This is a genomic window from Brevibacillus sp. SYP-B805 (assembly GCF_011059135.1).
Classification (GTDB): Bacteria; Bacillota; Bacilli; order Brevibacillales; family Brevibacillaceae; genus Brevibacillus_F.
This window is the reverse complement of sequence record NZ_JAALGD010000002.1, coordinates 420828-432872: the sequence shown is the minus strand read 5'-3', so window position 1 is coordinate 432872 and position 12045 is coordinate 420828. Positions and strand designations below refer to the sequence as shown.

Genomic DNA, 12045 nt, shown 5'->3' with positions numbered 1-12045 from the left:
TACCAAACGGAAATGCTCCCTGCATGAGGGAGCATTTGTTTTGTCGATAATCGCTGCAGGGAAGCCGCCTTATCCCTGCAGCCCTTTTTTCACCCAACCCGCCACCGTAACCGTCCGCTTCGCCTGATGGATGACGGCGTCGCGCACATCTTCTTTCATCTGGCCGTTTTGGTCAACGGTCACGCTTGTTCCATAAGGATTTCCTCCGGCGCCGAACGTTACGGGGTCCGTGTAGCCGGGCGCCACGACGATCGCGCCCCAGTGATACATCGTGGTATACAGGGAGAGAAGCGTTGCTTCGTGACCGCCGTGCAGGTTGCTGGCGCTGGCCATGGCGCTCACCACTTTGTTGGTCAGCTTGCCTTGGAACCACAGCCCGCCGGTGGTATCCAGGAACTGCTTCACCTGCGACGGAACGTTGCCGAAACGGGTCGGAACGCTGAAAATGATGGCATCCGCCCATTCCAGATCGGCCAGGGAGACTTCCGGCACATCCTTCGTCGCTTCCACATGCGCTTTCCAGGCGGGATTGGAGTCGATGGCTGCCTGGGGAGCAAGCTCCGGAACTTTCAGGACTTTCACTTCGGCCCCTGCCTGCTTCCCGCCTTCAGCGGCCCATTGCGCCAGCTGGTAGTTGGTACCGGTGGAGCTGTAATAGATGACGGCCAGATTTACATGTGACATGTGGTCCACTCTCCTTTTTGTGGTTGGTGATGGATGAAACAAACCCCGGCATTGCTCCGCCATGCAGGCGTGAAATGCGATTGGAATACGGGGGATTGTTTTCGCGGGTGTTCAAGGCAGGTCAATCAGCATGAAGGTCGCGCCGGCTGGTGTCGCCAGTTCCAGGTCAGCGATAGCGGTGATCCTGGCTGCGTCTCGTTTGCCGAGGCGTGAGTCCCTGTTCAGGACGAGTTCTCCCTCGATCACGAAGATGTAGATTCTGCGGTTCGCTTGCTGCGTAAATCTCAGGGTTTTTCCCGCTTCCAGCTCCGACAGGTAAAGCGTCAGATCCTGATGAATAAAGACGGTGTTTGCGGATGACGGCTGCCCGGAGACAACCGGAAGCAGCTGATTCTTCATGGCAGACTGATCATAGGCCTTTTGCTCATAAGACGGGGGCAAGCCCTGCTGATTCGGCAGAAACCACAGCTGCAGGAAATGCAATTCTTCCGTCGAAGAAGGGTTTACCTCTGAATGAATAATGCCCGTCCCTGCCGTCATGCGCTGAACCTCACCGGGACGCAGGATCGCCGAATTCCCCATGCTGTCCTCGTGTTTGATTTCGCCTTGCAGGACAACCGAAACGATCTCCATTTCCCGGTGAGGATGCGGGCCAAAGCCGCGCAAAGGCTGAACAACATCATCATTAAAAACGCGGAGAGGGCCAAATTGAAGATTGTGCGGATCATAGTATTCCGCGAACGAAAAGCTGAAGTTGCTGCGCAGCCAGCCATGATCTGCTGCAAATCGGGACTCTGCCGGATAGATGGTTATCATGGGAGCCTCCTGTCTTGGTATTTCCGTCGGCGGCTATGAGTACCAGATTGATTTGCGCCCATTCGCTGTCTCCTGCAGACCGGGATGGGCATCGGCCGTTTCGCTCATCTTGCTGGTATCCACTCATCTATTATTAACTGTTTCTTCCTGTAAGCATCATACTTTAATATACTTACTTTTGTCAAGTAACTAGATTTTATATCATATAAAAAGCGATTTAACGCGGCGATTCGCTTCTTCCTGCCAAGCGGCCTTTCTGGACGTCATCGACAGCCGAATGTTACAGTAGAAAAGTAGGAAAAGTCCGAAAGACAAGGCGGGATCATCGTGTGGAAGGATAAACATCTGTCGTTTCGGGTGCAGTACCTGCTGATCGTTCTTTTGTCTGTGGCGCTTCCCCTGCTGGTGACGAACTATTTCATGATCAAGCAGGCGGAACAGAGCCTGCTGGAGGAGAAGGAGAACAAGCTGTTCGGGCTGGCCAAGCAGCTTGACCTGTTTTTGGAAAAGGATTATGACGCACTGCTGACCTCCGAGGAACACGGCGCTTCCCGCGCAGAAAAAATCATGGCCCTCAACCGGAAGCTGTCGCCGCTTACGGACCGGATCGCGGCGCTCTATCCCGGGGTGGGGATCGGCTACTATTCCAAAGAGCTTGATGCCGTTGTGGCTTACGGCCCCAGCCAGCAGCTGGGGCAAAAGGTGGGCGAACCCATCGCCCCCGATCATCCGGGCAGAAGCGTGCTGGCGACCGGCCGGGATACGTTGTACATCGGACAGCAGATGCGTGGAGACATCATGAACGCCATGCACGCGATCAGCCGTGACGGCCGGGTGATCGGCTACACCTGGGCAAATGAACTGACCACCGATGTGACCACACAGATGATGCGCATGGAGCGCAACATTTACCTGATTCTTTTCATCGGTCTCATTCTTGCCAGTCTTGCCTCGTACCGGTTGTTTTCCCACGTGGCTTCCTTCATCGACAACCTGATCGACGGTATTGAAAAAGTCGGCAAAGACCAGAGCTTCCGCCTTTCCGAGCCTGTCGGGGTGCTCGGCCGCATCCCCCGTGCCATCAACGACATGGTCCGCCAGCTGGCCGAGAGCCGAAGCCACAAGGAGCACGTCATCAGCAGCGTGCAGGACGGCATTGTCACGCTGGATGTCAACGGCCGCGTCACCGAATGGAATCCGGCGATGGAGAACATCACTGGAATTCCTGCCGCCGAGGTGTTGGGCAGGCCGTATCCGGAAGTGTACCGGCACGCCCCGGAATTTGAGAGCCTGCTGATGCAAACGTGGGAGACCGGTATCGAACAGAAAGCGATTGATTCATACTTTCCGCGCCGCGACGGCCGGCGCGTGCCTGTCAATTCCAGCACGTCGCTGTTGAAAAACGGGGAAAAGGTGATGGGGGCCCTGCTGGTGATGCGCGACCTGACGGAGAAGCAGCTGGCGGAAGAGCAGATCAGACGGTCGGACCGCCTGCGCGCCGTGGGAGAACTGGCTGCCGGCATGGCTCACGAGATCCGCAACCCCCTGACATCGATCAAGGCATTCGCGCAGATTCTGGAAGACGGTTTCCCGGAGCATGAGAGCAACAATCGCACCTACACCAAAGTGATCATCGAAGAAGTGGAACGCATAAACAGGATCGTGGAGCGATTGCTGCTGTTCGCCAAACCGTCTCCCCTGCGCCAAGCCGTCGTGCCGTTCAGCTCCATCGTGATGGAGACGCTGCCGCTGGTGGAAAGCGAGTGTCGGCGAAAAGGGATTCGGCTTTCCTTCGACGCAGCGGAGGAGGCGGAGATTGCTGTCGATCCGGAGCTGATCCGGCAGGTGCTCCTCAATCTGCTGCTCAACGCCGTGCAGGCCACCCCTGCGGAGGGAGAAATCCGCATTCGCGTGGAAGCGGGCGAGGAAGCGGCGTCACTCCATCTGTTCAATGAAGGGGAGCCCATCCCCGAGGAACACAAGGAGCGCATCTTCAATCCGTTCTTTTCCACGAAGGAGAAGGGGGTCGGATTGGGCCTCTCGGTGTCGCAAAGCATTGTACGGCTGTATCAGGGGAGCCTGACGTTTCGCAACGAGCCGAACGGCGTCACATTTACGGTATCGATACCACGAACGGATTCGGAGAGGAAAGGGGAGGTAATCGGTGAAGGAACATCCCGTCATTCTGGTGGTCGACGATGAAGAACATGTCAGGCTGGCTCTCCGGACGGTGCTGCAGAAGGAGGGATACGCGATCGCCGAGGCAGCCAACGGCCATGAGGCGATCGCCCAGCTGGAAAAGTATCACGGCAGCCTGCAGCTGCTCCTCCTGGACATCCAGATGCCCGGATTGAACGGGCGGGGGGTGCAGCAGTTCCTGCGCAAGAAGTATCCGTGGATCGAAGTCATCTTTATGACCGCCTACAGCACCCCGGAAAACGTGATGGGGGCGATGCGGGAAGGGGCGTACGAATTTTTGACCAAGCCGTTTGACATTCAGGAGATCAAGCGGCTTGTCCGGCAGGTGATGGCCGCCAGGCAGGCGGACAACCGGGCGGCAGACGGGCCGCAGATGGAGTTGAACCGTCCCGAAACGCCATGGGGCGGCCTGATCGGCACGAGCCCGAAGATGCAGGAGGTCTACAAGCTGATCGGCCGGGTGGCGGCAACATCGGCATCCGTCCTGATCGAAGGAGAGAGCGGCACCGGCAAGGAGCTGATCTGCCGCGCCATTCACGCGAACAGTTTGCGCAGTTCAGGCCCCCTGGTGGAAGTGAACTGCGGCGCCATACCGGAGCATCTGCTGGAGAGCGAGCTGTTCGGGCATGAAAAAGGCGCTTTCACCGGCGCACTGCAGAGCCGCCGAGGAAAATTCGAGCTTGCTGACGGCGGCACCCTCTTTCTTGATGAAATCGGCGAAATGCCTCTGTGGCTGCAGGTAAAGCTGCTGCGCGTGCTGCAGGAGAAGGAAATTGAACGGGTGGGCGGGGAGAGCAAGCGCAAGGTGGATGTGCGCATTGTGGCAGCGACGCACCGGAATCTGCGCCAATTGGTGGAGGAAGGAAGATTTCGGGAGGATTTGTACTACCGTTTGAACGTGGTAGCCATCCAGGTACCGCCGCTGCGGGAGCGACGGGAGGATATCCCGCTGTTGGCCGCCCATTTTTTCGAGAAGTATGTGAAAGAAACGGGGAAAAGGCTGCGGGGCATTGCCAGGGAAGCCGAGGAGTGGCTGTGCGGCTATCAGTGGCCGGGCAACGTGCGGGAATTGCAAAACGTCATACAACGGGCGGTGATCCTGGCGCAGGGGCCATACATTCAGCTGGAACACGTGGTGCAGCCGCAGCAGCGGGCGGAAGCCGGAGAGGAGGGGCAGGAGGGGGCGCCGCTTCCCGTTACCGGCGGCCGGAAGCTGAAAGAGCTGCTCCGCGAGGTGGAAAGGGAAGCGATTCTGGCCGCCCTGCGCGAAACGGGAGGAAACAAGGCGCAGGCCTCCCTGCGGCTCGGTATTTCCCGCAAAGCCCTGATTTACAAATGTCAGGAGTATGGCATTTCGTAGTGTGTAATTTCTGTACAGAGTGTGTACTTTTTACACACCTTTGTTTGTTTCCCAGACCGGCAATGCTTGCGTTTGCGGGACAATAATGTTGGCACAATTCTTGAATGAGAGAATGGACGACGACATGAATGAAGGAGGACATTTATTTTGAAAGCGCTGTCAAGATTTTTTTCGGCACTGGTGCAAAAGTACTTGCCGGACCCGTTTGTGTTTGCTCTTATTCTGACCATCATTTTGTTTGTCTCCGGCATCTTCTTTACCCAACACACGCCGGTTGAGATGGTGGAGTTCTGGGGAAGCGGCTTCTGGAATCTGCTTGCCTTTGCCATGCAGATGAGCCTGGTGCTGGTCACCGGCCACGCCCTGGCAAGTTCGCCGCTGGTGAAACGCAACCTGACCAAACTGGCGGGCATCGCAAAGACCCCGGCGCAAGGTGTGATTCTGGTAACCCTGGGCGCGGCGATTGCGTCCCTGATCAACTGGGGCTTCGGGCTGATCGTGGGGGCCCTCTTTGCCAAAGAAGTGGCCAAACGCGTTCCCGGCTCGGATTATCGCTTCCTGATCGCCTGTGCGTACATCGGGTTCCTCACCTGGCACGGCGGGCTTTCCGGTTCCATTCCGCTGGTGGCCGCCACTCCGGGTAACCCGATGGAAAAAACGGCAGGCATCATCCCGCTGACGCAAACCATCTTTACGGATTACAACCTGTTCATCACGGTGGCGCTCCTGATCGCGCTGCCGGTCATGACCCGTCTCATGATGCCGACCGGCAAAGAAGTTGTGGAAATCGACCCCCGCCTGCTTGCCGAGGAGGAGACGGCAGCGACGGCGGCCGTGAAGGCGCCCGTCGCCAAGACGTTTGCCGTCCGCATGGAAAACAGCCGCGTGCTGGGCATTTTGATCGCCCTTCTTGGATACGCTTACTTGATTTACTATTTTGCCAACAAAGGCTTCAAGGTGGACATCAATACGGTCAACCTGCTCTTCTTCACGACCGGTTTGCTCCTGCATGGAACGCCGCTCTCCTATATGAACGCAGTGGTGAATGCGGCGAAGGGAACGGCCGGAATCATCATCCAGTTCCCGTTCTATGCGGGCATCCAGGGCATGATGGAGCAGTCCGGGCTGGGAGGAATGATCACCAATGCGTTTATTTCCATCTCGACGCCCGCGACCTTCCCGTTCCTGGCGTTCTTAAGCTCCGGTTTCGTCAACTTCTTCGTTCCTTCCGGCGGCGGCCACTGGGTTGTACAGGGACCGTTCATCATGCCTGCGGCCCAGCAGCTGGGGGTTGATCCGGGAATTGCCGCGATGGCGATTGCGTACGGCGAAGCATGGATGAACATGGCTCAGCCGTTCTGGGCGCTGCCTGCGCTGGCCATCGCCGGATTAAGCGTGCGGGACATCATGGGCTATTGCGTCACGACCCTGCTGGTCTCCGGCGTCATCTTTGCGATCGGCTTGTCATTCTTCTAAATCTAAATCGTTCTCTGTCTTGCGGATCGCTTCCGCACGGCAGGCGGCCAAAGCCCCTTGATCATGGCAAGGGGCTTTGGCGTCTTCTCGCACAGGATATCACGGCAGACAAAAGCCTCGTTTGCGCTTCAATCTTCGCAGCAGAAAGGCGCATAAGGGTTGCGGTTGGCTGCAAAGACTAAGGAATGGAAGGAACCGAAAAGACAAAGGAGTTTTTGCCAGCCGTGAAAAAAGTAAACCGGATCATGCTTATCCTTGCTTTGTTCTGCCTTGTTCCATGGGCGCGACCGGAAGCCGCCCATGCGCTGCCGGATGCGCCAAACCGGCATATTTCGGTCGTCGGTACCGGTACGGTTACGGCCGCCCCCGATGTGGCGTACGTCCAGTTCGGCGTGGAAACCTCCGGCAAGACGGCAAGCGAAGCGGTGCAAAAAAATGCCCGGATCTTTGAAGCCGTGAAAGCGGCGTTGATCAAGGCCGGGGTGGCGGAGAAGGATATCCAGACCACCCAGTTCAACACGTTTCCGGTGTATGACAACCAAAAGCTTACCGGCTACCGGGTACAGCAAATCGTGCGTGTAACCTACCGGGACGTGGGCAATGTCGGCAGACTGCTTGACCAATTGTCCGCAGCCGGTGTCAATCGTGTCGACGCCCTTTCCTTTGGTACGGAGAAAAGGGATGAATACGAGAAAAAAGCGCTGGATCAAGCCGTTCAGGATGCGCGAGCCAAAGCGGAGGTGCTGGCGGCGGCAGCCGGCGTGCGAATCAGGGGAGTCGTTTCGATCACGGAAGGCGGCGCCGCTCCACCTCCCATCGTTTACTCCCAAAGACAGGCAGCCGAATTGGGACGAATCGCCCCAACGGAGATTTTCGCAGGGGAGATCAAAATCGAGGCGTCGGTCAACGTCATCTACAGCTTCTGATCCATGGCTTTCCAATTGTCCCTGCCGGTGGCGGGGTTATTTTCCTTGGTCAATGGTTTGGAAAAATCATATATATGTATGAGGCAAATGGAGAGCGGGAGGCGAAGAGGAATGACGTTTTTCAGGGGAGAACTGGTTGTGAAACTGATTCGAAACGGGATCACGCATGCTTGCGGGAAACCGCTCAATGATGCCTCGTTTGAAGAATTGATGGATGAATGGTCGCGGTTTGTCCTTCGCAACCGATCGCGGATTGAACATCGCAGGTATCAGCATGACCCAAACGGGACGCAGTCCTGAATCAGGCAGAACCAAAAAAAAGGGGAGGCAACCGTCTGCAAGAATTGGCTGCCTCCCGATCCCAAGAACTGCTTTCTGGATCCAGTTGCGCTTCTATTTTCTGATTAAAAATCATTTCCGTAAATAGTGGGTTTCTGGAAATCGGCAGATTGACAGGCGCCGCGATGCGGACGGGCATCCTTTTTTTCGCGCAGGCCGGTTTCCCTGGCCGGAACCGAATGGCCGCCGACTCTGCCAGGCCTTGATACATAAGGAGTTGTACAGTTCGGAACCGTCATCATCTTCATTCATAATTTTCTGTTTTGACAACGTTTACATGTTTGATTAGAATAGCAGGTAGAGGTATCTTTTTTAAATTAATTAATTTACAAAGGGGGATCATTATGAAGAAGGTTGTGTTCACGTTACTGAGCGTGGTAGGCCTGACATCCGTGTTGGCAGGATGTGGTGCCGGCAGCAGTACTGGAAGTGGAAGCGCTTCCGGAGGAGGAACTGGAGGGGGCGGCAGCCAACCGTCCATCGGGGTTGCCATTTACAAGTTTGATGACACCTTCATGACCGGTGTGCGCAACGCCATCGCGGCAGCTGCCGAAGGGAAAGCCAGCATTGAAATCGTGGACAGCCAGAACTCCCAACCGACCCAGAACGATAAAGTGGATCTCTTCATTACAAAGAAAGTGAATGCGCTTGCAATCAACCCGGTGGACCGCAACGCGGCCGGCGTCTTGATTGACAAGGCGAAAAACGCCAACATTCCGGTCGTCTTCTTCAACCGTGAACCGCTGCCTGAAGATATGAAAAAGTGGGACAAAGTGTACTATGTAGGGGCAAAAGCGGAGGAATCCGGAACGATCTCCGGCCAATTGATCGTGGACTACTGGAAATCGCATCCGGAAGCTGACAAAAACAAGGACGGCGTGCTGCAATACGTGATGCTGAAAGGCGAACCGGGCCACCAGGACGCCGAACTGCGTACGAAGTTCTCCATCAAGGCGGTGGAAGATGCGGGCATCAAGGTTGAAAAGCTGGCGGAAGACACGGCGATGTGGGATCGCGTGAAAGGCCAGGAGAAGATGGCTGCGTTCCTCGCCGCGCATGGTGACAAGATCGAAGCCGTTTTCGCCAACAACGACGACATGGCGCTCGGCGCGATCGAGGCGCTGAAAGCGGCGGGCTACTTCAAGGATGGCAAATACATGCCGGTCGTAGGGGTTGACGCTACCGCTCCCGCCCTGCAGGCGCTGGAAGAAGGCACGCTCCTCGGCACCGTGCTGAACGACGCCAAGAACCAGGGGAAAGCTACCCTGAATCTGGCCGCCGTGCTGGGTCAAGGCCAAACGCCGACCAAAGAAAACACAGGCTACGACATCGTGGACGGCAAGTATGTCTGGGTACCGTACAAAAAAATCACCAAAGAAAACATGAACGACGCGAAATAAGCCTGCCGTGAACAGATCGTCGATCCGTGAATAGAGTGGGGGGCAAGGGGACAATCGAGGATGGGTTGACCCCTTGCTCTCTCCATTCGTGTACCGGGCAGTCGCCGACACCGAAGGCCTGGGACGATCCCCGGCTTTCTCTGGAACAGGTTAGTGAGGGGCGATGAGAATGGGCAACCGCTATCTTCTTGAAATGATCAACATCTCCAAAGAGTTTCCCGGCGTAAAGGCCCTGGATGGCGTTACCATCCGCGTGCGTCCGGGTACCGTCCATGCTCTCATGGGGGAGAATGGGGCCGGCAAATCGACATTGATGAAATGTCTGTTCGGCATCTACCGGCCTGATGAAGGCGAGATTCTGCTGAACGGCCAAAAAGTAACCATCACCAACTCGAAAGATGCGCTGAATCACGGCATCTCCATGATTCACCAGGAGCTGCATCCCGTTCCGTTTCGCAATGTGATGGAAAATATCTGGTTGGGAAGATTTCCGCTCAAGGGGTTTGGCCCCTTCCGCTTCGTGGACGAGAAAAAGATGTTTGCAGATACCCAAAAGCTTTTTCAAGACCTGGATATGGATATCAAGCCGGATACAATCGTCGGCAGCATGTCCGTATCGCAGATCCAGATGATGGAGATTGCCAAGGCGGTCTCCTACAACTCCAAAGTGATCGTCATGGACGAACCGACCTCATCCCTGACGGAAAATGAAGTGGCACAGCTGTTTAAGACGATCGATGAACTGAAGGAACGGGGAGTCGCGATTATCTACATCTCCCACAAAATGGAAGAAATTCTGAAGATTGCGGATGATGTCACCGTCATGCGCGATGGCAAGCTTGTCGGCACATGGCCCGCATCGGAGATGACCATCGACATGATCATCTCGAAGATGGTGGGGCGCGACCTGACGCAGCGGTTTCCGGTGCGGAGCAATACGCCGGGAGAAGTATTGCTGCGGGTGGAGGGACTCACATCCCCGTTTGCCAAATCGTTCCGCAACGTTTCCTTCGAGCTGCGCCGGGGGGAAATCCTGGGCGTCGGCGGGCTTGTCGGCGCGCAGCGGACGGAATTGGTGGAAGCTTTGTTTGGATTGAGATCAGTCGCGTCAGGCAAGATTTTTATCAATGATCGGGAAGTGAAGATCAATTCGCCGATCGACGCGAAAAAACATAAAATGGCGCTGCTGACGGAGGAGCGGCGCGTCACGGGCATCTTCCCCGTCTTGTCGGTCATGGAAAACACGCTGGTTGCCAACCAGCACCAATACGTGACCCCCTATAAGCTTCTGCATCAGCAAAAGCGAAAAGAGGATGCCGACCGGAACGTCAAAATGCTGAGGGTCAAAACCCCTTCCCTGAAAACCCTGATCAAGGATTTGTCGGGCGGGAATCAGCAAAAGGTGATCTTTGCGCGCTGGCTGCTGACGGAACCCGATATCCTCATCCTCGATGAACCGACGCGCGGCATTGACATCGGGGCAAAATTTGAAATCTATACCATCATCGCCGATCTTGCCAAACAAGGCAAAAGCATTATTATGATCTCCTCGGAACTGCCCGAGTTGATGGGCATGTCGGACCGCATCATGGTTATGAGCGCGGGGCAGGTATCAGGATTCGTTGATGGTGCAAGCGCAACAGAAGAAGAGATCATGCGGCTTGCCACCCGGTTACTTGTGTAGGAAGGATGGTTGACAACTGATGAGTGGGAGAAAGATCATAAGTTTCATGTCGCAAAACGCGATCTATATCGTCCTGGTCGTTCTGGTCATCGCTATTGCCATTTGGGATACGCGTTTTTTGTCCTTGACGGTTTTTCGCGACATTTTGCTGCAATCCTCTACCCGGACGATCATCGCCCTGGGGGCGGCGTTTGTCCTGATTACAGGCGGGGTTGACCTGTCGACCGGGCGTGTGGTGGGATTGACGGCGGTATTGTCGGCATCTATGCTGCAGACCACGGATTATGCCCAGCGGTTCTACCCCAACCTGGGCGAGATGCCGCTATGGCTGCCCATCGTGATCGCCATTGTCGCGGGTCTGTTGGTCGGGCTGTTAAACGGTTTTGTGATTTCGAAATTCAGCATTCCTCCCTTTATTGCGACACTGGGCACCATGGTTATGGTTTATGGCATCAACTCCATTTACTTCGATCTGCCTCCAAACAATTCACAGCCGATCGGGGGGCTGCGTCCCGATTTTACCAACCTGGGGACAGGCTATGTGTTCGGGATGCCCATTCTTGTCCTGATTGCCATTATCGTTTCCATTCTGGTATGGATCGTCTTTAACAAGACCGTGCTCGGCAAAAACATGTATGCGATCGGCGGCAACAGGGAAGCGGCCATCGTATCCGGGATCAATGTAGGCAAGAACCTGCTCTTCATCTATGCCATCGCCGGCGCGCTGTACGGCCTGGGCGGGGTGCTCGAAGCGGCGAGAACGGGCGGCGCCACCAACAACTATGGCAACATGTACGAACTGGACGCCATCGCCGCCTGCGTGGTAGGCGGGGTATCGACATCCGGCGGAATCGGGACGGTTCCGGGCGTGCTGGCAGGGGTGCTCATCTTCGGCGTCATCAACTACGGCTTGACCTTTATCGGGGTAAATCCATACTGGCAGCTGATCATTAAAGGATTGATCATCGTGACGGCCGTGGCTTTCGACATTCGGAAGTATCTGGCGAAGCGATAAGTATTCGGTAGAGGTTCTCTTCCGGCCATCCAGGCCGGGAGGGGATCTTTTTTGCATTTTTCTGTACAAATTTTTCCGATAAGGGCCCCATGCCAGTCATACAATATTTCCAGGATGTTGTTTTGCCATCGCTGTCAGAAACAGGA

Annotated in this window: 10 protein-coding genes; 8 read left to right on the top strand and 2 right to left on the bottom strand. The window is 55.8% G+C overall.

Going from position 1 to position 12045, the window contains the following annotated elements:
- Positions 1–69: 69 nt before the first annotated feature.
- The gene (wrbA, locus tag G3578_RS04820; protein ID WP_165209272.1) at positions 70–684 is read right to left on the bottom strand and encodes an NAD(P)H:quinone oxidoreductase; all 615 of its coding nucleotides are present in this window, start codon (positions 682–684) and stop codon (positions 70–72) included.
- Between the two features lie 111 nt (positions 685–795).
- On the bottom strand, positions 796–1500 hold the full coding sequence (locus G3578_RS04815) for a pirin family protein (protein ID WP_165209269.1): 705 nt from the start codon (positions 1498–1500) through the stop codon (positions 796–798).
- A gap of 327 nt (positions 1501–1827) precedes the next feature.
- Here G3578_RS04815 and G3578_RS21265 point away from each other — a divergent pair, with 327 nt between their 5' ends.
- The 8 genes from G3578_RS21265 (at position 1828) to mglC (ending at position 11899) form a co-directional block, all read left to right on the top strand.
- Positions 1828–3702 carry an ATP-binding protein gene (locus tag G3578_RS21265; protein ID WP_165209266.1) on the top strand — a complete coding sequence of 625 codons (1875 nt, stop codon included), beginning with the start codon at positions 1828–1830 and terminating at the stop codon, positions 3700–3702.
- Positions 3665–5059, top strand: a complete 1395-nt coding sequence (locus G3578_RS04805; RefSeq protein ID WP_165209263.1) for a sigma 54-interacting transcriptional regulator — start codon at positions 3665–3667, stop codon at positions 5057–5059. Before G3578_RS21265 ends, G3578_RS04805 begins: the two co-directional genes overlap by 38 nt.
- Positions 5060–5206: 147 nt before the next feature.
- On the top strand, positions 5207–6535 hold the full coding sequence (locus G3578_RS04800) for a TIGR00366 family protein (protein WP_206529464.1): 1329 nt from the start codon (positions 5207–5209) through the stop codon (positions 6533–6535).
- A 224-nt stretch (positions 6536–6759) separates the two neighbouring features.
- The gene (locus G3578_RS04795) at positions 6760–7461 is read left to right on the top strand and encodes an SIMPL domain-containing protein (protein ID WP_165209260.1); all 702 of its coding nucleotides are present in this window, start codon (positions 6760–6762) and stop codon (positions 7459–7461) included.
- 111 nt (positions 7462–7572) lie between these two features.
- Positions 7573–7761: a hypothetical protein gene (locus G3578_RS04790; RefSeq protein ID WP_165209257.1), complete on the top strand. Its 189-nt coding sequence runs from the start codon at positions 7573–7575 to the stop codon at positions 7759–7761.
- A 383-nt stretch (positions 7762–8144) separates the two neighbouring features.
- The gene (locus G3578_RS04785; RefSeq protein WP_165209254.1) at positions 8145–9200 is read left to right on the top strand and encodes a galactose ABC transporter substrate-binding protein; all 1056 of its coding nucleotides are present in this window, start codon (positions 8145–8147) and stop codon (positions 9198–9200) included.
- 169 nt (positions 9201–9369) lie between these two features.
- On the top strand, positions 9370–10884 hold the full coding sequence (locus tag G3578_RS04780) for a sugar ABC transporter ATP-binding protein (protein ID WP_165209251.1): 1515 nt from the start codon (positions 9370–9372) through the stop codon (positions 10882–10884).
- Positions 10885–10903: 19 nt separating this feature from the next.
- Positions 10904–11899 (top strand): galactose/methyl galactoside ABC transporter permease MglC, encoded by a 996-nt coding sequence (gene mglC, locus G3578_RS04775; RefSeq protein ID WP_165209249.1) that lies wholly within the window; start codon positions 10904–10906, stop codon positions 11897–11899.
- Positions 11900–12045 lie beyond the last annotated feature (146 nt).

What these genes read in the sequence shown, in the direction of transcription:
- wrbA (WP_165209272.1), bottom strand. Translation starts at nt 684, where the DNA reads ATGTCACATGTAAATCTGGCCGTCATCTATTACAGCTCCACCGGTACC.
- G3578_RS04815 (WP_165209269.1), bottom strand. Translation starts at nt 1,500, where the DNA reads ATGATAACCATCTATCCGGCAGAGTCCCGATTTGCAGCAGATCATGGC.
- G3578_RS04790 (WP_165209257.1), top strand. Translation starts at nt 7,573, where the DNA reads ATGACGTTTTTCAGGGGAGAACTGGTTGTGAAACTGATTCGAAACGGG.
- G3578_RS04785 (WP_165209254.1), top strand. Translation starts at nt 8,145, where the DNA reads ATGAAGAAGGTTGTGTTCACGTTACTGAGCGTGGTAGGCCTGACATCC.
- G3578_RS04780 (WP_165209251.1), top strand. Translation starts at nt 9,370, where the DNA reads ATGGGCAACCGCTATCTTCTTGAAATGATCAACATCTCCAAAGAGTTT.
- mglC (WP_165209249.1), top strand. Translation starts at nt 10,904, where the DNA reads ATGAGTGGGAGAAAGATCATAAGTTTCATGTCGCAAAACGCGATCTAT.